We start from the raw sequence: 23945 nt of genomic DNA on the forward strand, positions 1-23945 counted from the left end.
TCGAGGCTTACGGGGGATCGGGGCTCACGGGGTACGACGGACGAGGCGCGTCAGGGCGGCTCAGAGCGTCAGGCCCCCGCCGAGATCGATACCGATCGCCGCGGCCTGTGAGGCGAGTGCGCCGAGCAGCGCGGCGGTACCGATCAGGACGGTGGCGACACGACGGGCAGTACGCATGGGATTCCCTCTTCTTCGCGTGGGTTCGTTGCGTGAGCAGGACGCCCAGTGGCTGCCCAACGGCTCGCCGGGGAATGCCGCAGAACCCGCAAGGTCCCTCATGGGTGGGAAGTGTCCGGCGTGGCGCGCATGAACCACCGCCTACACCCGGACGAGTGAGCCGGGGCCCGGCGGGCGAGCGGGCTCAGGCCTGGTCGTCCGCCAGTTCCGCCACACCCGTCACCCGGTGCAGGGGGTACGTCCTGACCTCGTCCGCGGTGTGGTCGTACGCCGTGACGAAGCCGCCCTCCACCCGGACGGGGGCGATCACGCGCTGGCTGGCGGCGCCCTCGGCGTTCACGTAACCGATCCACAGGGTGCCGCCGGTGAGGACGGCGGCCTGCATGGTGGCGAGGGTCTCGGCGGAGGTGGTGCGCGGGAGCGCGCCGTTCCGGTCGGAACCGGCGGAGGCACCGGCACCGGCTGAACCGGCGGAGCCGGACGAGGACGGCTTGCGCGGGGTCGTGGAGGCCAGGTCGCCCGCGCGGATGGCCCGGATCGCGGCGCCCAGCAGGGTGGTGTCGGGGGCCGGCGGTCCGTCCGGGACCGGCTCGGGCGCCGTGCGCGGGGGCGTGCGGTGCGCGTGCGCGCGGGTGATCAGCACATCGCCCTCGGCGGACTCGGCGGCCGGCGCGAAGCCCATCGCGCGCAGCCCTTCGAGGAGCGTGGCCGGATCGGCCTGCGCGGCCAGCACCGTGGGTGCGAGCCGGCGCAGCCGCAGCCCCTGCGCACGCTTGTCGGCGATGATCTCGTTCAGGACCGCGTCGTCGTCGCAGCGCACGTACGCCGACGCCGCGCCGATCCGCAGGTGGCCGTGGCGGCGTGCCACGTCGTCGATCAGGTAGGCGAGCGGCTGCGGTACCGGCGTACGGGAGTGGGCGGTGAGGAACGCCTGGAGGTCGGAGGCCGAGCGGCCCGCGTCCAGGGCGCGGCGGACCGAGCCCGGTGTGAAGCGGTAGACCGTGGCCCCGCCCTTGGACTCCACGTCCGCGAGGACGTCCAGCACATCGGCCAGCGGGCGGCGCAGCGGACCCGGGGCCACCGCCGTCAGGTCCGCCTGGAGGAGGACGTGATCGAGGGGCTCGGGAAGGAGCGGCGCCAGCAGCCGGCCGGCGAGGGCGGCGGCGGAGGCCAGTTCGGCGGGGGAGCGGGGTTCCGGCGGGGACACCGGGGGGTGGAGATGCCGGTGGTGGACGGGGAGTTTGTCGCCGGGGCCGCCGGCGGCGGACGCCGGGCCGCCCGCCGACTCCGGGGCGGCGGCGCCGGGCGGCGCCCCCATGAGCGCCCGTCCGTGCGCGGACAGCGCGCCCCTGCCGGTGATCCCCAGGGACTCGGCCTCGGTCAGCGTCCACCGGGCGATACGGGACCGCAGGTCGTCCGAGGAGGCGGCGCCGCGCAGGGCGCGTTCCCAGTGGAGGCGGGCGACGAGGGCGTCGGGGGACGCGGAGCCGCCCTCGGGCAGCGCGGCGAGCAGCGAGAGGACCCGGTGCCGGACCTCGGGCGCCGCCGAGCGGTCCAGTCCCGGGCCGAGCGCCGCCAGGGTGCGTTCCTTGGTGTCGCGTCCGCCGACCACGCCCGCCGTGCGGGTCGCCGACAGCCAGGCCGTGGCCAGCCGCGTCCAGCGCTCGGCCGCCGGGAGCTCCAGCCACTCGTCGTAGGCGGGCGTCGCCGCGTACCGTTCGTCGGCCTCGCCGTCCGGGGCCAGCAGGCCGGCCGCGTAGGCGAGTTCCACCCAGAAGGCGGCGACCGGCTCCGGTACGTCCAGGGCCACGGCCGTCCGCTTCAGGTCGCGCACGCTCAGACCGCCCGCGCGCAGCGCCGACGGGCCGCCCTCGTCCCAGTCCTTCAGCAGCTCCTCGACGGTGGCGAGCGCCGTGTACGCCTGTCCGGCCGCCGTACTGTCCACAACCTGTGGACGGTGCACGGACACCGGCTCGACCGGCGGAGGGAGCGGTTCGGTCTTCTGGTGCGCCCGTCCCGCGCGCAGATGGAGGGCCACCTCGCGGGGGAGTACGACCGTGCCGGGTGCCGTCGGCAGCAGCAGCCCGCGGTCGAGGAGCCAGCGCAGCCGGGCCGCCGGATCGGCGGTCACCTGGCCGTACGGCGGCCCCCAGACCAGCCGGGACAGGACCTCCAGGGACTCCGGCGGGGCCGAGTCGAGCAGGGCGGACATCCGGGTCCGGTCGGTGAAGAGCTCCGTGAGCGACTCCACGGCGGACACCGCGTCGTGCGTCGTGGGCAGTCCGGCCGTCGTCAGGAGTTCCTGGATCCGGCCCGGGGACATGCCCGTGGTGGCCTCCGCGACCGTCGGGCCGAGACCCGTCGGGGAGGGGTGCTGCGGCGAGGGCGCGAGCAGTTCGCGGGCCGTGCGCACCAGCCGCAGCCGGTCGTCCGAACCCCACACCAGGGCCTGCTCGCGCAGGACGGCCACGGCGCGCGGCAGCGCCTCGACGACCACCGGGTCGCCCGCGTCGCCCGCCAGCAGGTCCCGGAGCGTGCCGTACGGCGCCGGTTCCGGGGCCACGGCCAGCGCCTCCGCGGTCTGCAGGGCGAACCGGTCCAGGCGCTCCAGGGCCCGGATCACGGAGGCCCGCGTACCGGCCCGGGTGGCCAGCTGGGTCAGATCGGTCGGTACGGGAGTGATGAGGTCGGGGCGGGCCCGCAGCAGCGCGGACAGGGAGGAGTCGTCGCGGGCCCGCAGGTCCTCCGCGAGCGAACGAGGGTGTGCCCCGGCGGGGGCGGGCTCCTCTGTGGAAGCCCCGCCGGGCTCCTCTGACGACTGCTCCTGGACGCTCATCCGATCCACGGTAGCGGGTGGGGCCCCGCCGCCGTTCCCGTTGGCGTGAGCCATGGTCGTGCCGGGACCCGCCACCGGCGGCGGGCGAGGTACCGTCGGTCGGACGGGGAAATGACAACGCGGGCGCCCCGGAGGGGACTTCGTGGGGATCGAGAGCGACCAGCTCGTATTCGACTATCTGAGCCGGGTCGGCGACCTGGCCCAGCAGAGGCAGCTGCCGTCGGGGACGCGTATGCGGCTCGTGTCCGAGCTGCGCGGCGAGATCGACCGGCGCCGGACCAAGGCGACCCTCGACAGCCCGGCCGCGGTCCGCCGCATCCTCGACCGGATCGGCACCCCCGAGTCGGTGGTAGCGGCCGCCAACTCCCGGACCGACAGCACGGGTACAGGTGCGGGTACGGGTGCGAGCGCAGGTACGGGTACGGGCGCGAGTACGGACAAGGGCGTCGGCGCGACTCCCTCCCCGCCCAAGCGGTCCGCCGTCCCCGCGCAGCGCGCCCAGGAACCGGCACCCCGCCCCAGGCGCCTGCGCCGCGCGGTGCCCCGGCCGCGCTCCGCCAACCCGGAACTCGCCAAGCGGGAGCTCGCCGAGTCGGAGTCCACCGGGATGGTCGGCTCCCCGCCCACCCCGCCCCATCTCGCCAGCACGGAAGAGCTGGGCACCGGGCCCCAGCCCGACTGGTGGCGGGTGGAGAACGGCCCGTTCGGGGCGACGGACAGCGTGCCGGGGTTCACGGGCGGCGTGGAGATCCCGGAGATGTTCAAGCCGCCGCCGCTCGACGAACCCGACAAGGCCGAGAAACCGGGCGACCCGGAGCCGAAGGCCGCCGCGGCGGAGGTCGTCGAGGCCGAGCCCGCCGGGCGCGTACGCCGTCGCTACCTCCCCCGCCTGCGCCCCCTCGGCGGCGGTGGCGGTGTCGGCGGCGGCTGGTCCAACCCCCTGCTGCTGCTCGCCGCAGCCCTCCTGGTCGCCGGCGCGGTCATGGGCAACCTCGTCATGCTGGGCCTCGGCTGGCTCATCGCCTACCTCTCGCGCCGCCTGAGCCCCACCGAGGCGAAGTGGGCCGTCCTCGTCGTACCCGGCATCGTCGCCTCGGGCGGCATCGTCTGGATCTGGGGCCGTACGGAGGGGCGCTGGGGCGAGCCGATCGCGCAGGACCAGATGAGCGACGCGATCGCCGAGACCTGGCCGTGGGTCCTGCGGAGCGCGGCGATCGCTTCGGCGCTGTACCTGGTGTGGCGGTCGCAGCGCCGGAGGTGACGGCTCCGGAAGTGACGGCTCCTTCCGGGCCGGCCCCACCGGCCCGGCCCTTCCCGGCGGCGACCACGGGCGCGGACGATCCGGCCGTCCTTCCTGGCCGGCAAGTGGGCCGCTTGTCCGGTGCGACTCCGGTGGGGGCCGCTCGCGCGGTTCCCCGCACCCCTGAAAGACCCCGGCCCCTGTGGAGTTCTGAGCGCCGTGCCGGATGGGCACAATGAGCCATATGACTTCTCCTGTGCTGACCGTCGGCTTTGACCTCGACATGACCCTTATCGACTCCCGGCCCGGTATCCGGGCCTGTTATCAGGCCCTTTCCGCGCGGACGGGAACCTTCATCGACGCCGATCTGGCCGTCACCCGGCTCGGGCCGCCGCTCGCGGAGGAGTTGGTCAACTGGTTTCCGGCCGAAGAGGTCCCGGCCATGGCGGACGTCTACCGGGAGATGTATCCCGCCCACGCCATCGCTCCGACGCCCGCGATGCCCGGCGCCCGTGAGGCGATAGCGGCGGTACGGGCGGCCGGGGGCCGGGCGATCGTCGTCACCGCCAAGTACGAGCCGAACGCCAAGCTGCATCTTGGCCATCTCGGCATCGACGCCGACGCGGTCATCGGCGACCTGTGGGCCGAGCGCAAGGCGGAAGCCCTGCGCGAGTACGACGCGGGCGTCTACGTGGGCGACCACACCGGCGACGTACGCGGCGCGCGTACCGCCGGAGCACTGTCCGTCGCGGTGGCCACCGGCCCGTGCGACGAGGACGAACTGCGCGCGGCCGGCGCCGACGTGGTCCTCACGGACCTGCTGGAGTTCCCGGCCTGGCTGGCGGCCCACCGGTAGGCGAGCGCCGAGCGGTCACGAACTCCCGCGCGCCTGTCGGCGGCCGTCCGCGATCGACTGGAACACCCCCGCTCCCGCGATGAGGAATCCGACGCCCATCAACATGCTCAGACCGAACATGTACGTAGGAAAGGGCGTCGTGTCGAGCAGCAGCGGGGCCACGGTGACCAGAGTGGCCACAGCTCCGACGAAGAACACGATGGCACCGGCACGGATGAGTCGTTCTCCGGCCGCGGCGGAATTCGGTTGGGTTTTGTCACGCACTCGACCAGGGTAGTTCCCTGCCCTGAGGAACAATCCGGCGACGTCTTGTCAGCAGCCGCCGGACCATTAGCCTTGGTACCGGCGGGTCCGACGACCCGCTGTAGTGCTGTACGGACCTGTTTCCCGAGCAGTTTCAGCCGAAGTCTTGAAGTCTTTCCGACGCAGTTTCCGACGAGTACGAGGACGAGGACAGACGTGCCTACCGGCAAGGTCAAGTGGTTCAACAGTGAGAAGGGCTTCGGCTTTCTCTCCCGCGACGACGGCGGCGACGTCTTCGTTCATTCCTCGGTCCTGCCCGCCGGAGTCGATGTTCTCAAGCCGGGTCAGCGCGTGGAGTTCGGAGTGGTCGCCGGACAGCGCGGTGACCAGGCACTCTCGGTGACGCTCCTGGACCCCACGCCCTCGGTCGCGGCGGCCCAGCGCCGCAAGCCCGACGAACTGGCGTCCATCGTCCAGGATTTGACGACCCTCCTGGAAAACATCACCCCGATGCTGGAGAGGGGCCGCTACCCCGACAAGGCCTCGGGGAAAAAGATCGCGGGCCTTCTGCGCGCGGTGGCCGACCAGTTGGACGTCTAGCACGCCGGGCTGCGCCCCCGTGGGCGCAGCCCCGCTTTCAGGGGCGCGGGGAACTGCGCGACCGGCGCGGGGAACTACGCGACCGGCCCTCACCGGACCCGCACCCGGACCGCACCCGCACCCGCACCCGCAATCCGGTCTGTAAGACGCCCCTCACGCTCCCGGTCAGGGAAACCGCAGCGCCCCCGGCGCGAGAGCGGGCACGAGCCCCTCGGCCGCCGCCCGCGTGAGCAGACCGCGGACCGCCGCGTAACCGTCCTCACCCAGATCCGCCGTGAACTCGTTGACGTACAGCCCGATGTGCTGGTCGGCGACCGACGCGTCCATCTCCTGCGCGTGTTCCATCACGTAGGGGCGGGAGACCTCGGGTTCGTCCCAGGCCGCGCGCACGGACGCCCGGGCGGACTCGGCGAGCAGCTCCAGCGTGGCCTCGCCCAGTGACCGCCTGGCGATGATCGCGCCCAGCGGGATCGGCAGGCCCGTCGTGCGCTCCCAGTGCTCGCCCATGTCCGCGAGCTTGTGCAGGCCGTAGTTCTGGTACGTGAAACGGGCCTCGTGGATGACCAGTCCGGCGTCCACCTTGCCGTCCCGTACCGCGGGCATGATCTCGTGGAACGGCATGACCACGATCTCGCCGACCCCGCCGGGCACCGTGTCCGCGGCCCACAGGCGGAACAGCATGTACGCGGTCGACCTCTCGCTCGGCACCGCGACCGTGCGGCCGGTGAGGTCCACACCCGGCTCCCGGGTGAGGACCAGCGGCCCGCAGCCCCGCCCCAGAGCGCCCCCGCAGGGCAGCAGGGCCCATTCGTCCAGCACGTACGGCAGGACGGCGTACGACACCTTCAGGACGTCGAACTCGCCGCGTTCGGCCATGCCGTTGGTGATGTCGATGTCCGCGAACGTCACGTCCAGCGCGGGCGCCCCCGGGATCCGGCCGTGCGCCCAGGCGTCGAAGACGAAGGTGTCGTTCGGACAGGGCGAGTACGCGATCTTCAGCGGCTGTGTCTGCGTGTTCCGCGCGGGCTGCGAGGTCGGCGAGGTCTGCGTGTTCCGCGTGGGCTCAGTGGGTGAGGTCATGTGGGTTCCAACTCTCCAGTACGGGCGCAAGCTTCCCGAAGGCCCCGGTGAGTGCCGCGAGGGCCTCCCCGATCCGCCAGGCGGCGCGGTCCCGGGGGCCCACGGGATTGGACACGGCACGGATCTCCAGGACGGGGACGCCGTGCGCCGAGGCCGCCTCCGCCACCCCGAAGCCCTCCATGGCCTCGGCGAGCGCCCTCGGGTGGCGGCGGCGCAGCTCCACCGCGCGCGCCGCGCTTCCGGTCACCGTGCTGACGGTGAGGACGGACCCCTGACGTGCTCCTGTGACGGCCGCGATCTCTCGTACGAGTGAATTCGGCGGCCGGTGCGTGACGGTCCCGAACCCCAGTTCGGTGACCGGGATGAACCCGTGGGCGGGCTCAGGGACCTCAGGGGTTCCTGTGGCCCCCGCAGCCCCCGCAGCCCCTGCGGTCTCCGTCGTCTCGGCGCCGAGGTCCGCGACGGTGATCTCGTCGGCGAGGACGAGCGATCCGACGGGTGCGTCGGGCTGGAAGCCGCCGCCGATACCGGCGGAGACGACCACGTCGTACGGCTCACCGTTCAGCGTGGCCGCGGTGAGCGCGGCGGCGGTCGACGCGGCGGCGGCCGCCGGGCCCACGCCACCGGCGAGAAGATCGAGGACGAGTTGGTCACCGCCCCCCGAGGGCGCCGGGAGCGCCACCCGGCTCAGGACCGCTCCCGGAACCGTGTGCGCCGACGCCGACGCGGGCCCGGGGGCCGTGAACGCCGCGGCCACCGCGTCCCGTTCGGCGGGGACCGCGGTGGTTACGAGGACACGCATGAGCGGCGCTCCATGAGGATCGGGCGGCTCAGCGGGGGCTCAGGCGTCCGCGTTCTCAAGCTTGAAGTTCCAGACGCCCTTGACCTGCGTGCCGGCCTTGTTCTGCTGGACGACGCTGATGTAGATCGTCTTCGGGGCGGCCTGGCCCGACTGCTCGGCGAAGAGGTCGACGCCCTCGAAGGCGTAGTACGTCTTCTTGAAGGGGGAGGTGACCTGCTGGCCGTTGAGCCACAAGGCCCAGCCCTCGTCGGCGATCTCCGGGTCGACGCCGATGCGCAGCGTCTCACCCTGCGAGACGCTGATCGTGTCGGAGGACTTCTTGAGGGCGCACTTGGTCGCTTCCTCCTTGCCGATGGTCTTGCCGTCCTCGTAGCACTCGGCCTCGACGCTGACCGAGTTCTTGCCGACCGTGACCGTGGCCATCGGCGTCGGCTTGTCGCAGGCGGACAGCACGAGAAGTCCGGCGGAAACGGCACTTGCGGCGGCGACGGCGCGGCGACGGCGCGCAAGGGGACGCTGGGAGCTCATGGGCGAAGGTTATCGGGCGGGTCGCGCGGCCCGGCTATGTGGGTGGGCTATGCGGCGTGCCGCGGACGCCGATCGAGCGGCGAACGAGCGCCGATCAAGCGCCGATCAAGCGCTGGTCGGGTATTGGCCGGGTGCTGATCACGCGCGGGTCGGGCGCGGGTCGGGCGTCGGCCGCGTGGTGATCAGACGGCGATCGGGCGGCCGTCAGGCTGCGATCGGGCGGCGGCCAGGCGGTGATCGGGCGGTGACGGGTGGCGGCGGATCGCGACGGTGGCGACGGTGGCGATGGGGTGGGGCCCGGCTGGCGGGTCGGGAGGTGGGTCTACCGGCGGGCGGTCGGCCGGTGGGCCGGTGGGTCGGTCGGCGGGTCGGCCGGTGGGTCGGTCGGCGGGTCGGCCGGTGAGGCGGACGGCGGGGGCGGCGGGCGGGTCGGACGGTGGGGCGGTCGGCTCAGGAGACGTGGGCGTGTTGCCGGCCGCTGTGCCGGGCCGCGCTCAGCAGTCCGCGGACCGTGGTGAGCCAGCCGAGCGCGATGATTCCGGCGGCCACCGCCATCCCGAGCGTGCCGATGAGCGGCAGCGCTATACCGATCGCCCCGCCGACCACCCAGGCCATCTGAAGGATCGTCTCCGAGCGCGCGAACGCGGACGTGCGCACCAGTTCCGGTACGTCACGCTGGATCAGTGCGTCCAGGGACAGCTTGGACAGCGCCTGGGCGAACCCGGCGAACGCGGCGAGCACCGCCACCAGGAGCACCCCGAAGAACACCGCCGCCGTGATCGCCACGCCGAGCACCACCGCGACCACGGTGACGATGATCAGCTCCGGCGCCCGGGATCTCAGGGCCGCCCCGACCGCCGTGCCCAGCGCGTTGCCCACGCCCGCCGACACGCCGACGATGGTCAGTGAGACCGCCGCGCTGGCGCCCGCGAGGGGGTGCTCGCGCAGCAGGAACGCCAGGAAGAAGATCAGGAACCCGGAGAGCCCGCGCAGCGCGGCGTTCGCGGCGAGCGCGTGCGTGACCGCCGTACCGACCGTACGCAGCCCCGGGCGCTTGGGCTGCTTGAGGTGCGGCCCGTGCAGATGCTGCTCGTCCGCCGCGAGCAGGGCCTTGTCCTCACCCTTGGCGGAGTCGACCTTGTGGGGCAGGGAGAACGACAGGAACGTACCCGCCACGAAGATCAGGAAGGCGCCGTAGAGCGGATAGCGGGGGCCGAGGGCCTGGAGGCCCGCTCCGATCGGGGCCGCCACGCCCGTCGCCAGCAGACCGCCGAGCGTGACCCGTGAGTTCGCCTTCACCAGGGAGAACGCGGGGGGCAGGAGCCGGGGCACCACGGCGCTTCTGACCACGCCGTACGCCTTCGAGGCCACCAGGACGCCGAGGGCCGCCGGGTACAGCTCGATGCTGCCCGTGACGACCGCGCCCGACAGCAGCAGGGCCATGAACGCGCGCGCCATGAACGCGCCCGCCATCGCGGCGCGCCGGCCGTGCGGGAGGCGGTCCAGGAGGGGGCCGATGACCGGGGCGAGCAGCGTGAACGGGGCCATCGTGATCGCCAGGTAGAGCGCCACCCGGCCGCGGGCCTCGTCCGTCGGGACCGAGAAGAAGACCGTCGAGGCGAGCGCGACGGTGATCAACATGTCGCCCGCGCCGTTCACCCCGTGCAGCTCGATCAGTTTTCCGAGGCCCGACTCGCCCGCGCCGTGCGCGTGTGTCGCTTTTCTGATGCCTCTCGCCGTACCGCTGAACGGCAGGTGCAGGGCATGCCCGACGGAACGGACGGCCCCGCGCACCGGACCCGACCCGCTCTTACGTCCTGCCCCGGTCCCACCGATTCCGGTGGCGCCTTGGGGCGACCTCGCGGCTGCCACTCCGCAATAGTGCCCCGAGAACGGCGGATGTAGCGCGGTTACCGCCCGTATAGCGGCTGAGTGGGCGCGGTGGACCGGGTGCCGGACATGCGCGAAGGGCGCGTCGCGCACCGGCCGTGAGCGCCCCGCGCACCCTGCCGGAAGCGTCCCGTGGAGCCGGTCCTGAGTGGCTCGCGCACCCGGTCCGGGAAACGCCGCGACAGTATGAAGGCAACGCCGGTGTAGGCCCAGCGCCGACGAGACGGTAGCGTGCGTAGCGCGCCCGCGGCGGTTGTTCTCGGCCGCGCGCCTCTCGGTCATCCCGCAGAATGGATGACGTAGGTGCGCCCGAGTGCGATCGGGCGCGGACGTCGACGCGGCCCTCCGGTCCGCTCCGTCCGCACCCCCGTCGAGGGATGGCGCACTCGTGAGACGGCGTAGGAGAGAAGCGATACCTGTGAGCGCGACAACGCGAAGCCGAACCCCCGACCGTCTGTGTGCCGAGGCCGTGGACCTCGCCCGGGCAGCCGCCGAGGAGGCCGCCGCTCCCGGCGTGGTGGGGGAGCACGCGGGACTGGTCAGTGAAGGGGACCGCGTCGTCACGCACTTCTTCGAGTGCAAGGAGATGGGCTACCGCGGCTGGCGGTGGGCCGTGACCGTGGCCCGGGCCTCCCGGGCGAAGGTCGTCACCCTCGACGAGACCGTGCTGCTGCCCGGCTCCGACGCCCTGCTGGCACCCGAGTGGGTGCCGTGGAGCGAGCGGCTCCGGCCCGGGGACATGGGTCCCGGGGACCTGCTGCCCACGGACGCGGAGGACCTGCGTCTGGAACCCGGTTACTCCGGCGAGGACGAGCCCGCTCCGAACGCGCCGATCTCCGAGGAGATGGCCCAGCTGGCCGAGGCGGAGGACGCCGAGATCACGCCGCAGGCGCCGGCCGCGCTGCCGCTCGTGCCGTCCCGCGGGTCGATCGCGTCCGTGGCCGAGGAGCTGGGGATGCGGCGGGCGCGCGTGCTGTCCCGGTACGGGCTGCATGTCGCGGCGGACCGGTGGGAGGAGTCGTACGGGGCGAAGACCGCGATGGCGCAGGCCGCTCCCGCGACGTGTGTCAGCTGTGGGTTCCTGAACCCCATCGGGGGGTCGCTCGGACAGGCGTTCGGTGTGTGTGCGAATGAGTTCTCGCCTGCGGACGGGCGGGTGGTCGCGTTGTCCTACGGGTGTGGGGGGCATTCCGAGGCGGCGGTCATGCCTACGCCTGCGCGGCCTGCGCCGCCGGTGATCGACGAGACGCGGGTGGATCCGTTCCCGCTTCGTCCTTCGCCGGACTCGGGCTCGGTTCCGGTGGGGCCGGACGGCTCGGCGTCGGAGTACGGCCACAGCTAGCGGCTGGCCGGCTGGCCTGTTCGGGCCGGCCTCGGCCGTGGCGCGGGGTCGCCTCGGCCCGATCGCGCCGCCTCCCGCGCCCAAGGCGAAAAGATTGCGCCGTTCCCCGCGCCCCTTATCGGGGCTGGGCCCCGCTTGTGATGTGCGGGTTGTGTGTGCTGGCCGCGCCGTCCCTGCCGCCAAAAACCCAAAAGACTGCGCCGTTCCCCGCGCCCCTTGGCCGTCCCCCCGGCGCCCCAAGGCCAAAAGATTGCGCCGTTCCCCGCGCCCCTCATCGGGGCTGGGCCCCGGCTGTGATGTGCGGGTTGTGTGTGCTGGCCGCGCAGTCCCTGACGCCAAAAACCCAAAGGACTGCGCCGTTCCCCGCGCCCCTTGGCCGTCCCCCCCCCCGGCGCCCCAAGGCGAAAAGATTGCGCCGTTCCCCGCGCCCCTTAGTTGGGGCTGGGCCCCGCCTGTGATGTGCGGGTTGTGTGTGCTGGCTGCGCAGTTCCCCGCGCCCCTGACGGGGGCGGGTCGGCTGCTTGGCTTCTTGGGGGCGCGGGGAACGGCGCAGTCTTTGGCTTTTTGGGGCGCGGGGAACCGCGCAGCCGCGCACACACGGCCCGCACCCGACGACCGGCCCGTCCCCCGACGCCCACAACCCTGGCCCCCTGCCAAGAGACCCGCGCGGTACCTTCTTGCGGCGGCCGCCCGATGCGCGCGGGCGTACGACGATGAGGGAGTGTCAAGCGTGAGCAACTTCGTGCGACCGGCTGCCGACGGCGCGGACCCGTTCGGGTCGGCCCGGCTGCGACGCGGGGTGCTGGACGCCTGGGCGACGAGCCCGGCGCGGTTCCGCGAGGACGCGAACTCCGAGGAGGACCTCGTCCTCGGCGGCTACCGCGACCGCCTCGTCGTCGAGCTCGCCCAGAACGCCGCCGACGCGGCCTCCCGCGCCGGCGTCCCCGGCCGTCTGCGCCTCACCCTCCGCGACGGAGTCCTCGCCGCCGCCAACACCGGCGCCCCCCTGGACGCCACCGGCGTCGAATCCCTCTCCACCCTGCGCGCCTCCGCCAAGCGCGACGACAGCGACAGCGCGGTCGGCCGCTTCGGCGTCGGCTTCGCGGCCGTCCTCGCCGTCACCGACGAACCCGCCCTCCTCGGCAGGCACGGCGGCGTCCGCTGGTCCCTCGCCGAGGCCCGCGACCTCGCCGTCGACACCGCCCGCAACAGCCCCGGTCTCGGCGACGAACTGCGCCGCCGCGACGGCCATGTGCCGCTGCTCAGGCTGCCGTTCGCGGCCGAGGGCTCCGCGCCGGACTCGTACGACAGTGTCGTCGTCCTGCCGCTGAGGGACCCCGCCGCCGAAGCGCTCGCCGAACGGCTCCTCGACGGCGTCGACGACGCCCTGCTGCTCGCCCTGCCCGGCCTTGAGGAAGTGGTCGTCGAGACCGGCGACGGCGGCGTACGGACCGTCCGGCGGCGCGCCGAGGACGACGGCGGTGCGGTCGGTGTGGTCGATGTGGTCGTGGAGGACTCCCGCGACGGGACGACCCGGTGGCGTACCGTCTCCGCGCACGGGTCCCTGGAGCCCGCCCTGCTCGCCGACCGGCCCGTCGAGGAGCGCCTGCGCCCCCACTGGTCGGTCACCTGGGCCGTCCCGGTCGACGCCGACGGCACCCCGGGCCGCCCCCGCACGGGCCCCGTCGTGCACGCGCCCACCCCCAGCGACGAACCCCTCGGCGTACCCGCGCTGCTCATCGCCTCGCTGCCGCTCGACACCACCCGCCGCCACGCCGCCCCCGGCCCGCTGACCGACTTCCTGGTGCGGCGCGCGGCGGAGGCGTACGTGGAACTGCTCGCCGCCTGGCGGCCCGTGACGGCCGGGATCATCGGCCTGGTGCCGGGCCCGCTCGGCAAGGGCGAACTGGACGGGGCCCTGCGGCAGGCGATCCTCGAACGGCTGCCGCGCACCGCCTTCCTGCCGCCCGCTGTCGAGCCGGACGCCGACGCCGAACCCGACTCCGAGGACTCCGACCTGCCCGAGGCCCTGCGTCCCCGTGACGCCGAGGTCGTGGAGGGCGCGGGCGCCGACACCGTACGCGTACTCGCGGAAGTACTGCCCAGCCTCCTGCCCGCCGGGCTCGAACGGCGGGCGGAACTGCGCACCCTCGGGGTCGCGCGGGTCCCGCTGGCCGAGGCGGTCGACCGGCTCGCGGGTCTGGAGAAGGCCCCCGAGTGGTGGCGGCGCCTGTACGACAGCCTCGCCGGGGTCGACCCGGACCGGCTGTCCGGGCTGCCCGTGCCGCTGGCCGACGGCCGGACGACGATCGGCCCCCGGCAGGTCCTGCTGCCCACCGCCGACGGCGCCCAGGCCGCGCCCGACGCCCTCGCCCGGCTCGGCCTCAAGGTCGCCCATCCGGACGCCGTCCATCCGCTCCTGGAGAAGCTGGGCGCCCTGCCGGCCACCGCGCGGGCCGTCCTCACCACCCCGCAGGTCCGCGCGGCCGTCGCCGGCTCCCTCGACGACGACCGCGGCGCCTGGGACGACGACACCACCCCGGACGCCGAGGAACTGGCCGACACCGTCCTCGCGCTCGTCCGGGACGCCGATCTCGAACCCGGCGACGAACCCTGGCTCGGTGCCCTCGCGCTCCCCGACGACGAGGGCGAACTCGTCCCGGCCGGTGAACTCGTCCTGCCCGGCAGCCCCTTCGCCCAGGTGATGCGCGAGGACGAACTCGCCTCCGTCGACCCCGAACTGGCCGAACGCTGGGGCGAGCAGCCGCTCGCCGCCTGTGGCGTCCTGGCGAACTTCCAGCTCGTACGCGCCACGGACGTCGTCCTCGACCCCGACGAACTGGAGCCGAGGGACGGCGACTTCGCCGAACCCGACGACGCCGGGCTGCTCGACGCCGTGGACGTGTGGTGCGAGGACGCCCTGGACGGCCTGCCCGAATCGCCGGTGCCGCCCGTCGCGACCGAGATCGTCGCCGTGCGCGACCTCGACCTCGTCGACGACGACCGCTGGCCCGAGGCCCTCGCCCTGCTCTCCCGGCCGCCGCTGCGGGACGCCCTCACCCAGCCGGTCCGCGTCCTGCTGCCGGACGGCACGCACGAGATCATCCGCTCCTACACCGCCTGGTGGCTGCGCGGCCACCCCGTCCTCGACGGCCGCCGTCCGGCCGGCCTGCGCGCCGAGGGCGGCGACCCGCTCCTGCACGGCCTGTACGACGCCGCCGACGCGGCCGGTTTCGACGACGAGCAGGTGCTGCGGGCCCTCGGCGTCCGTACGTCCGTGGCCGCGCTGCTCGCCGAACCGGGCGGCGGCGCCGAGCTGCTGGACCGGCTGGCCGACCCAGACCGCGAGGTCTCGGCCGCCCAACTGCACGCCCTGTACGGCGCGCTGGCGGACCTCGACCCCGACCAGGTGACCCTGCCGGACGAGTTGCGGGCCGTGGTGGACGGCGAGGTGCGGGTCGTGGACGCGGCCGACGCCGTGGTCGTCGACTCGCCCGACCTGCTGCCCTTCACGGCGGGCACGCCCCTGCTCCCGGTACGGCCCGCGCGGGCCGCCGACCTCGCCGAGCTGTTCCAGGTCCGGCGCCTCAGCGAGTCAGTCACCGGCGAGGTGACCAGCGAGGGCGCGGAACACGACGTACCGGAGTCCGTACGGGTTCTGCTGGGCCCCTCGACCCCCGCGACCTATGTCGAGCACGAGGAGCTGGTCGTCGACGGCACGGAGCTGGACTGGCGCCGCACCCGGGACGGGGTGCTGCACGCCGCCACGCTCGAAGGCGTCGCCGCCGGTCTCGCGTGGGCGGCCGGGCAGTGGCCCCGCCGTTTCGAGGTCGCCGCACTCCTTGAGGACCCGTCCAGGACGGCGGAACTGGAGCGGGACCGCTGGTTCGACTGAGGGCCGGGGCGACGGGGTGATCACGAGTTTGCAAAGCATTCACCACGCGTACAACCATTCACCCCCGTCCCGGATCTGATCACCTGAGTCAACAGACTCCCCGATCACTCGGGCCCCAATGTGAAGACCTGCCGTCGGGGCCCCTTTCTCCATCAGGGGAACGCATGCGCATACGTGCCACCGTGGCCGCCGTCACCGGCGCCCTGGCCCTTTCCGCCTTCGCCGTGCCCGCCGCACAGGCGGACGGCTCGGCGATCTCGCGCGAGGACACCGCGAAGGTTCTCGACGCCGCTCACGCCGCTGCCGCCAAGTCCGGCTCCCGTGTCGCCGCCGCCGCGGCCGACGCGCCGTACGCCCTCGACGCGAGCATCTCCAACGTGAAGATCAACAGTGGCAAGGCCATCGTGGCCGGCACCACCAAGAAGGTCAGCGTCCCGACCTCGTTCACGCTGACGCACGGCGCCGACGTGGACATCGACGCCGCCGACTTCATCGTCGACCTGGAGATCTACAAGGGGTCGTACGAGGAGCCGGACAACTACCTGTTCGGTGACCTGTACCCGACCTGCACGGCGGTCTCCACCACGGTCGCCACCTGCAAGGGCACCATCGACGCGTACCCGGGCGAGGGTGAGCTGTTCAACTCCGACGCCGGTGCGTGGTCGGCGAACGCCTACGCCATCGCCTTCAACGGCGAGGACCCGTCCGCCGCCGACTTCGACATCACCAAGGTCGGCGTCGCCGAGCAGGCGAAGGTCGGCAGCACCTCGCTGCAGCGCTACTCCAAGCTGACCGTGAACGCGTCGCCGGAGCCCGTGAAGAAGGGCAAGACCATCACGGTCACGGGTGCGCTGACGCGTGCGAACTGGGAGACGAACAAGTACGCGGGGTACACCGTGCAGTCGGTGAAGCTCCAGTTCAAGAAGAAGGGCTCTTCGACGTACACGGACGTCAAGACGGTCAAGTCCGGGTCCGCGGGGGCGCTGAAGACCACGGTCAAGGCTGCGGCTGACGGGTACTTCCGGTACAACTTCGCGGGTACGACGACCACTCCTGCGGTCAAGGCCGCGGGTGACTTCGTGGACGTGAAGTAACGTCCTCCCGCTCCACGCACCACAGGCCCCACGCCCTCCCGGACGTGGGGCCTACGCGTTACACCGGGCCCCGGCCCGTTCACCAGGTGAGGGCCCGTTGTGGCTGGCTGCGCAGTTCCCCGCGCCCCCAAAAGGGCGCGGGGAACTGCGCAGGCGGGCGTCCGCCGGGCTACGCCGGGATGCGGTGGTCCACCCATCTCCAGACCAGTTCGAGCGTGGTCGCCCCCACCACCGCCACCCCGACGGCAGTCCACGGCATAGTGGTCCCCACCAGCTTCAGCGCGAAGAACGACTGCAGCCACGGCACCACAAGTACCAGCAGGAACCCCAGCCCCATCGCTGCCACCAGACCCACCCGCCACCACGTGTACGGCCGCGCGATGATCGCCAGTACCCACATCGACACCAGGAACAGCGTCAGCGTCGCCGCGCTCGTCTCCGCGTCCAACGCCCCCTCCCCGGTGTAGTGGTGCCGGGCGAGCAGGTACGTCGTGAACGTCGCCAGCCCCGCCACCACCCCGCCCGGGATCGAGTACCGCATCACCCGGCGCACGAAATGCGGCCGAGCCCGTTCCTTGTTGGGCGCCAGCGCCAGGAAGAACGCCGGTACGCCGATCGTCAGCGTCGACAGCAGCGTCAAGTGCCGCGGCAGGAACGGGTACTCCACCTGGAAGCACACCACCAGCACCGCGAGCAGCACCGAGTACACCGTCTTGACCAGGAACAGCGTCGCCACCCGCGTGATGTTCCCGATGACCCGGCGCCCCTCCGCGACCACCGACGGCAGCGTCGCGAAGCTGTTGTTGAGCAGCACGATCTGGGCGACCGCCTTGGTGGCCTCCGACCCGGAGCCCATCGCGACCCCGATGTCGGCGTCCTTGAGGGCGAGCACGTCGTTCACGCCGTCGCCGGTCATCGCGACGGTGTGGCCGCGCGACTGGAGCGCGCCCACCATCTCGCGTTTCTGCTGCGGGGTGACCCGCCCGAACACCGAGCCCTCGTCGAGCGCCTGGGCCATCTCCTCCTGCCCGGCGGGCAACCGGCGCGCGTCGACCGTGGCGGAGGCGCCGGGCAGACCGAGCTTGGCGGCGACCGCGCCGACCGACACGGCGTTGTCGCCGGAGATCACCTTGGCGCGTACGTCCTGCTCGTCGAAGTACCGCAGCGTGTCCGCCGCGTCGGGCCGCAGCCGCTGCTCCAGGACGACGAGCGCGGCCGGCCGGGCGCCCTCCTGCACGCGGGGATCGTCGAGGGCCCGGTCGGCACGGGCGAGCAGCAGGACCCGTAGCCCCTGCTCGTTGAGCTGTTCGGTCTCCGCGAGTACGGGGTCGTCGTCGGCCAGCAGTACGTCCGGGGCGCCCAGCAGCCAGGTGGTCACCCGGCCGTCGGCCTCGTCCTCCACGAAGGACGCGCCGCTGTACTTGCGCGCGGAGGAGAAGGGCAGTGCGGCCTCCTGGCGCCAGTCCCCGCTGTCCGGGTAGGCGTCGATGATGGCCTGGAGGGACGCGTTCGGGCGGGAGTCGGAGGCGCCGAGGGCGCCCAGGACCGCGCGTACGTACGCCTCGTCGCCGGCCCCGTCGCCGTCCCGGTCGCCGCCCAGGGGGCGCAGCTCGGTGACGTCCATGCCGCCCTCGGTGAGCGTGCCCGTCTTGTCGAGGCAGACCGTGTCGACGCGGGCGAGGCCCTCGATGGCCGGGAGTTCCTGGACGAGGCACTGTTTCCGGCCGAGCCTGATGACGCCTATCGCGAAGGCGACGGACGTGAGCAGGACCAGGCCTTCCGGGACCATGGGCACGATGCCGCCGACGGCGCGCGCGATGGAGTCCTTGAAGTCGTTGTCCTTGCTGACGAGTTGCGTGATGGCGAGGCCCACGGCGGCCGGGATCAGCATCCAGGTGACGTACTTGAGGATCGTGGAGATACCGGTACGCAGTTCGGAGTGGACGAGGGTGAAGCGGCTGGCCTCCTCGGCGAGTTGCGCGGCGTACGCCTCGCGGCCCACCTTCGTCGCGGTGAACGCGCCACCGCCCGCGACCACGAAACTGCCCGACATGACCTGGTCGCCGGGTTGTTTGACGACCGGGTCGGCCTCGCCGGTGAGCAGGGACTCGTCGATCTCCAGGCCGTCGGCCTCCGCGCACTCGCCGTCCACGACGATCTTGTCGCCGGGGCCGATCTCGATGAGGTCGCCCAGCACGATCTCCGAGGTGCCGATGGGGGTGGCCGTGCCGTCCCTGCGGACGGTGGGCCTCGCCTCGCCGATCACCGCGAGGGAGTCCAGGGTCTTCTTCGCGCGCAGTTCCTGGATGATGCCGATGCCGGTGTTCGCGAGGATCACGTAGCCGAACAGGCTGTCCTGGAACGGGGCGACGAACATCATGATCAGCCAGAGCACGCCGATGATGGCGTTGAACCTCGTGAAGACGTTGGCTCTGATGATGTCGGCGGTGGAGCGGCTGCTGCGCACGGGGACGTCGTTGACCTCGCCCCGGGAGACGCGGTCGGCGACCTCGGCGGAGGTGAGGCCCTTCGCTTTCGCGGTTGCGCTCGCGCTTGCGGGCAGCGGGACGGGGTGCACGGGGTCGAGTTCGGCGCCCGCGTCGATGTGCGTCATGTCTTCGACGGTACGGGGGGATATGCGGGTGCACCCGGTGAGTGCGGCAAGATCCGACCAGGGGAGGAGGTGGGGTGGTGCCGTGGTAGTACATCGACGCGAGCGTCCACGGGCGTCTTGGCGCCGCCCCCTCCACGCGGTTCCCCGCGCCCCTCAAAGCCCGAGCCAGGAACGCCTGCGGCGTGCGGGCCGGCGGGCGCTGGGTGCGCAGTTCCCCGCGCCCCTGGGTGGGTGGGGTGCAGCCTTGGCTGTCGTGTGCGGGCGGTGGGGGCTGGGTGCGCAGTTCCCCGCGCCCCTAGGTGAGTGGGGGCGTGGCGTCGGATGTCGCCTGCGGGCCGACGGGGGCTGGGCCGGGGGAAAAGCAGGGGAGCAGCCCCGCTTCTCAGGGGCGCGGGGAACTGCGCGGCCCAACCCCGCCGGCCCCCACCTGCGATGCGACCGCCCACCCCTGACGGTGTGGAGACCCGCACCTGCGACGCGACCGCCCGCCCCGTGCGGTGTGGAGGTCGCACCGTAGACGCGACCGCCCACCCCTGACGGTGTGGAGGCCCGCACCCCGCGATGCGACTGCCCACCCCCGACGGTGGGGAGGCCCGCCGGGGTGAGGCAGACCACCCCCTACGGCGCAGACGCCCGGCGGATCGCCGCTTCGCGGCCTCGGACGTACCAGATGCCGATCAAACCCAAGCCCGCCCCCGCGAGGCACGTCCACAGCCACCACAGGTGGCCGTTGTCGTCGAGCCAGCCGTAGAACGGCAGCTGCACGAGGAAGAGGACGAACCAGAGGATCGCACCGCCCGTGACGGTGGCGACCACAGGCCCCTCCAGCGGTTCCGGTGCCTCGTGTGTCGGTGTCCACTTCGCCATGGGGACAGCTTACGAGCAGGGCCGAGCAGGGCAACGGCCCCAGCGGTCTACGCGCGGAGATAGCGCCAAAGCCGTCATATGTTCATACTGAATCTGCCTGACCATGGCCACTTTTGCTCGTACGAAACTCCAAAAAGGTCCTCGATGCCCACCTCGGCCCCCGCCAAGGCTTCCGCGCCCGACGAGCCGGACCCCGCGTCCGCCCGCAGCGCCCTCGACCGCTACTTCAAGATCTCCGAGCGCGGCAGCACCCTGCCGCGCGAGATCCGCGGCGGTCTCGCCACCTTCTTCGCGATGGCCTACATCATCGTGCTGAACCCGATCATCCTGGGCAGCGCGAAGGACATGTACGGGCACCAGCTCGACAACGGCCAGCTGGTCACCGCGACCGCGCTGACCGCCGCCTTCACCACGCTCCTGATGGGCGTCATCGGCAACGTACCCATCGCCCTCGCGGCCGGCCTCGGTGTCAACACCGTCGTCGCGCTCCAGTTGGCGCCCCGGATGTCCTGGCCGGACGCGATGGGCATGGTGGTGCTCGCGGGTCTCGTGGTGATGCTGCTCGTCGCCACCGGCCTGCGCGAGCGCGTCATGAACGCCGTACCGCTCGGCCTGCGCAAGGGCATCGCGATCGGTATCGGCCTGTTCATCATGCTGATCGGCCTCGTCGACTCGGGCTTCGTCTCGCGTATCCCGGACGTCGCCCAGACGACCGTGCCACTGCAGCTCGGCGCGACCGGGCACCTGGACGGCTGGCCCGTCCTGGTCTTCGTCCTCGGCACGCTCCTCACCCTCGCGCTGATCGTGCGCAAGGTGCCGGGCGCGATCCTCATCTCCATCGTCACGATGACGGTCGTCGCCGTGGTGATCAACGCCGTGGCCAAGGTGCCCTCCTGGGGGCTGACCACCCCGAAGTGGCCCGGCAACCCGGTCGCGACCCCCGACTTCGGGCTCGTCGGCCAGGTCAGCCTCTTCGGCGGCTTCGGCAAGGTCGGCGTACTGACCGGCGTGCTGTTCGTCTTCACGGTGCTGCTGTCGTGCTTCTTCGACGCGATGGGCACGATCATGGGCATCGGCGACGAGGCGAAGCTGACCGACAAGGACGGCAACATGCCGGGCATCAGCAAGGTGCTCTTCGTCGACGGCATCGCGGTCGCCGCGGGCGGCGCGACCTCCTCGTCCGCGACCACCTGCTTCGTGGAGTCCACGGCGGGCGTCGGTGAGGGCGCGCGCACCGGTTTCGCGAACGTGGTCACCGGCGCGCTCTTCGCCGTCGCGCTCTTCCTGACCCCGGTCGCCACGATGGTCCCGTCCCAGGCCGCCACCCCGGCGCTGCTCGCGGTCGGCTTCCTGATCCTGTCCGGCTCCATCCGGCAGATCGACTGGGCCGATCACACGATCGCGATCCCGGCGTTCGTGACGATGCTGATGATGCCGTTCACGTACTCGATCACGAACGGCATCGGCATGGGCTTCATCACGTTCGTCGTGCTGCGGCTGGCGGCCGGACGCGGCCGTGACGTGCCGGTCGCGATGTACGTGGTGTCGGCGGTCTTCGCCTTCTACTACCTGATGCCGGCGCTGGGCCTGACCTGAGCAGGGTGAAGGCGGAAAGGTTCTACGGAACCCCGTAGAACCTTTCCGTCTCCTCGACCGCGGTACGGAACCGCTCGTCGAAGTCATCGCGAATGAGCGTCCGGGCGACATAGTCCTGGACGCTCATTCCCCTTTTCGCCGCGTGCTGCCGGAGCCGGTCGAGCAGCTCCTCGTCTATCCGCAGGCTGAGCACTGTGGTCCCCATGCGTACGAGGGTCGCGGCCGGGGGGTGTCCTGTGTCACTTTCCGCGCCCGTCTCACTCGTATGGGTGAAGTAAGGGCGGGGGTGGGCGTGAGTGGCCGGACTCACGGGCATTCGCCGGATGTCGCGGTGGTCTTTAGGAAGGGTAATGAGTTATTCTAAAGAACATGCCTGACCTCACCCATGGCGACGACGTTGCCGCCGTGAACTCCCTGCGCTCCGCCGTGATGCGTCTGTCGCGCCGACTCAAGCACCAGCGGGTCGACGAGTCGCTGAGCCCGACCGAGATGTCGGTCCTGGGCACCCTCGCCCGCTGCGGCACGGCCACGCCGGGCGAACTCGCCCGCAAGGAGCACGTGCAGCCGCCCTCGATGACCCGCATCGTGGCGCTGCTGGAGGCGAAGGGCCTGGTCCGCCTCGAAGCGCACCCGGACGACCGCCGCCAGAAGGTCGTCACGCAGACCGAGCGCGCGGAGGCCATGCTCGCGGAGAGCCGCAAGAAGCGGAACGCGTGGCTCGCCTCCCTCGTCGACGACCTCGACGAGGACGAGTGGGCGAAGCTGCGCGAGGCCGCGCCCGTCCTGGAGAAGCTCGCGCACCTGTAGGCGGCATCAGCCGTCCGTGGGCACCCGCGGACGGCTATGAGGCGGCACGCACCACCAGCACCACCCCGCACCGCACGTACCACGCAAGGAGGCGAACGCCGTTGAGTACGGGACCCGGAGCAGACTCCGCCCCCGCACCTGCCGCCGACAACACCCCGCACGCCCCCAAGACCCGTTCCTCGATGTTCAGCTCGCTGAAGATCAGGAACTACCGGCTGTTCTTCACCGGCCAGGTCGTCTCGAACACCGGCACCTGGATGCAGCGCATCGCCCAGGACTGGCTGGTACTGAGCCTCACCGGCTCGTCCGCCGCCGTCGGATTCACCACGGCCCTGCAGTTCCTGCCGATGCTGCTCTTCGGCCTCTACGGCGGAGTCCTCGTCGACCGCCTGCCGAAGCGCCCCACGCTGCTGGTCACCCAGACCGCCATGGGCCTCACCGGTATCGCCCTCGCCTTCCTCACCCTCAGCGGACACGTCCAGGTCTGGCACGTGTACGTCGCCGCGTTCGTCGTCGGCCTCGCCACCGTGATCGACAACCCGGCACGGCAGTCCTTCGTCGCCGAGATGGTCGGCCCCGGCCAGCTCCAGAACGCGGTCAGCCTCAACTCCGCGAACTTCCAGTCCGCCCGCCTGATCGGCCCCGCCGTCGCGGGCCTGCTGATCACCGGCGTCGGCACGGGCTGGGCGTTCCTGCTCAACGGACTGTCGTTCGTCGCGCCCATCGCGGGCCTGCTCCTGATGCGCTCCTCCGAGCTGAACCAGGTCGAGCGCACCCCGCGCGGCAAGGGTCAGCTCCGCGAGGGCCTGCACTACGTCGCGGGCCGCCCCGAACTGCTGTGGCCGATCATCCTCGTCGGCTTCATCGGCACCTTCGGCTTCAACTTCCCCGTCTGGCTCTCGGCCTACGCGGACGACGTCTTCCACGGCGGCGCGGGCGCGTACAGCCTCTTCAACACACTGATGGCCGTGGGATCGGTCGCGGGCGCGCTGCTCGCCGCCCGGCGCGGCACGGCCCGGCTGCGCGTGCTGATCGCCGCCGCCGTCGCCTTCGGAGTCCTGGAGATCGTGGCCTCGCTGGCCCCGTCGTACTGGCTCTTCGCCGCCCTCATGGTCCCCATCGGGATGGCCGGCCTGACCGTCAACGTCACGGCCAACACCGCCGTCCAGATGGGCACCGACCCCGCCATGCGCGGCCGTGTCATGGCGCTGTTCATGATGGTCTTCATGGGCGGTACGCCGCTGGGCGCGCCCGTGGTCGGCTGGATCACGGACGCGTACGGGCCCCGGGTGGGCTTCGCCATGGGCGGAGTCGTCTCGGCGCTGGCGGCCGCGACGGTCGGCCTGGCCCTGGCCCGGGTGGGCGGCCTGCGCCTGTCGGTGGGCTGGCACCACGGTCATCCGCAGGTCCGTTTCGTCCCGCGCGAGCGGGAGCTGGCGACGGCGGCGTAGCCCTCCGGGCCGGTCGGCGGATCTGTG

Annotated in this window: 18 protein-coding genes; 9 read left to right on the top strand and 9 right to left on the bottom strand. The window is 72.4% G+C overall.

What is annotated here, in order from left to right; genetic code table 11:
• Positions 1-361: 361 nt before the first annotated feature.
• The gene (locus IE278_RS13055; protein WP_189771847.1) at positions 362-3013 is read right to left on the bottom strand and encodes a helicase-associated domain-containing protein; all 2652 of its coding nucleotides are present in this window, start codon (positions 3011-3013) and stop codon (positions 362-364) included.
• Positions 3014-3155: 142 nt separating this feature from the next.
• Between IE278_RS13055 and IE278_RS13060 the strand changes: the two genes are divergently transcribed.
• Both IE278_RS13060 and IE278_RS13065 read left to right on the top strand, forming a co-directional pair.
• Positions 3156-4274 (top strand): hypothetical protein, encoded by a 1119-nt coding sequence (locus tag IE278_RS13060; RefSeq protein ID WP_189771849.1) that lies wholly within the window; start codon positions 3156-3158, stop codon positions 4272-4274.
• Between the two features lie 214 nt (positions 4275-4488).
• The gene (locus IE278_RS13065; RefSeq protein WP_189771851.1) at positions 4489-5109 is read left to right on the top strand and encodes an HAD family hydrolase; all 621 of its coding nucleotides are present in this window, start codon (positions 4489-4491) and stop codon (positions 5107-5109) included.
• Positions 5110-5124: 15 nt separating this feature from the next.
• Here the strand turns inward: IE278_RS13065 and IE278_RS13070 are convergent, their stop codons facing one another.
• Positions 5125-5373, bottom strand: coding sequence for a hypothetical protein (locus tag IE278_RS13070; RefSeq protein ID WP_189771853.1), 249 nt, complete (start codon positions 5371-5373; stop codon positions 5125-5127).
• A 195-nt stretch (positions 5374-5568) separates the two neighbouring features.
• On the opposite strand from IE278_RS13070, the gene IE278_RS42925 reads away from it, so the two are divergent.
• The gene (locus IE278_RS42925) at positions 5569-5952 is read left to right on the top strand and encodes a cold-shock protein (RefSeq protein WP_149509302.1); all 384 of its coding nucleotides are present in this window, start codon (positions 5569-5571) and stop codon (positions 5950-5952) included.
• Positions 5953-6117: 165 nt separating this feature from the next.
• On the opposite strand, the gene IE278_RS13080 is transcribed toward IE278_RS42925, so the two are convergent.
• From IE278_RS13080 to IE278_RS13095, 4 genes are all read right to left on the bottom strand, one after another.
• Complete coding sequence (locus IE278_RS13080; RefSeq protein WP_189772031.1) at positions 6118-6945, bottom strand: 1,4-dihydroxy-6-naphtoate synthase; 828 nt, start codon at positions 6943-6945, stop codon at positions 6118-6120.
• Between the two features lie 70 nt (positions 6946-7015).
• Positions 7016-7834, bottom strand: a complete 819-nt coding sequence (gene mqnB / locus IE278_RS13085; protein WP_189771854.1) for a futalosine hydrolase — start codon at positions 7832-7834, stop codon at positions 7016-7018.
• A gap of 39 nt (positions 7835-7873) precedes the next feature.
• Positions 7874-8362 (bottom strand): hypothetical protein, encoded by a 489-nt coding sequence (locus tag IE278_RS13090; RefSeq protein WP_189771855.1) that lies wholly within the window; start codon positions 8360-8362, stop codon positions 7874-7876.
• A 450-nt stretch (positions 8363-8812) separates the two neighbouring features.
• Positions 8813-10234, bottom strand: a complete 1422-nt coding sequence (locus IE278_RS13095) for an MFS transporter (RefSeq protein ID WP_189771856.1) — start codon at positions 10232-10234, stop codon at positions 8813-8815.
• A gap of 436 nt (positions 10235-10670) precedes the next feature.
• Between IE278_RS13095 and IE278_RS13100 the strand changes: the two genes are divergently transcribed.
• From IE278_RS13100 to IE278_RS13110, 3 genes are all read left to right on the top strand, one after another.
• Positions 10671-11594: a DUF3027 domain-containing protein gene (locus IE278_RS13100; protein WP_189771857.1), complete on the top strand. Its 924-nt coding sequence runs from the start codon at positions 10671-10673 to the stop codon at positions 11592-11594.
• A 730-nt stretch (positions 11595-12324) separates the two neighbouring features.
• A complete protein-coding gene (locus tag IE278_RS13105; protein WP_189771858.1) occupies positions 12325-15489 on the top strand; it encodes a sacsin N-terminal ATP-binding-like domain-containing protein in 3165 nt (1054 codons plus the stop codon).
• Positions 15490-15653: 164 nt separating this feature from the next.
• On the top strand, positions 15654-16583 hold the full coding sequence (locus IE278_RS13110; RefSeq protein WP_189771859.1) for a hypothetical protein: 930 nt from the start codon (positions 15654-15656) through the stop codon (positions 16581-16583).
• A gap of 169 nt (positions 16584-16752) precedes the next feature.
• Here the strand turns inward: IE278_RS13110 and IE278_RS13115 are convergent, their stop codons facing one another.
• A complete protein-coding gene (locus tag IE278_RS13115; protein WP_189771860.1) occupies positions 16753-19197 on the bottom strand; it encodes an HAD-IC family P-type ATPase in 2445 nt (814 codons plus the stop codon).
• Between the two features lie 618 nt (positions 19198-19815).
• Entirely contained in the window at positions 19816-20064 is a 249-nt protein-coding gene (locus IE278_RS13120) for a DUF2530 domain-containing protein (RefSeq protein WP_189771861.1), read from the bottom strand.
• A 144-nt stretch (positions 20065-20208) separates the two neighbouring features.
• Between IE278_RS13120 and IE278_RS13125 the strand changes: the two genes are divergently transcribed.
• Positions 20209-21660, top strand: coding sequence for an NCS2 family permease (locus tag IE278_RS13125; RefSeq protein WP_189771863.1), 1452 nt, complete (start codon positions 20209-20211; stop codon positions 21658-21660).
• Between the two features lie 22 nt (positions 21661-21682).
• On the opposite strand, the gene IE278_RS13130 is transcribed toward IE278_RS13125, so the two are convergent.
• Entirely contained in the window at positions 21683-21865 is a 183-nt protein-coding gene (locus IE278_RS13130) for a ribbon-helix-helix protein, CopG family (protein WP_189771865.1), read from the bottom strand.
• Positions 21866-22029: 164 nt separating this feature from the next.
• On the opposite strand from IE278_RS13130, the gene IE278_RS13135 reads away from it, so the two are divergent.
• Positions 22030-22467: a MarR family winged helix-turn-helix transcriptional regulator gene (locus IE278_RS13135; RefSeq protein ID WP_189771866.1), complete on the top strand. Its 438-nt coding sequence runs from the start codon at positions 22030-22032 to the stop codon at positions 22465-22467.
• A 101-nt stretch (positions 22468-22568) separates the two neighbouring features.
• A complete protein-coding gene (locus IE278_RS13140) occupies positions 22569-23918 on the top strand; it encodes an MFS transporter (protein ID WP_246570293.1) in 1350 nt (449 codons plus the stop codon).
• The last annotated feature ends 27 nt before the right edge of the window (positions 23919-23945 follow it).

The organism is Streptomyces tauricus, from assembly GCF_014650955.1.
Taxonomy (GTDB): domain Bacteria; phylum Actinomycetota; class Actinomycetes; order Streptomycetales; family Streptomycetaceae; genus Streptomyces; species Streptomyces tauricus.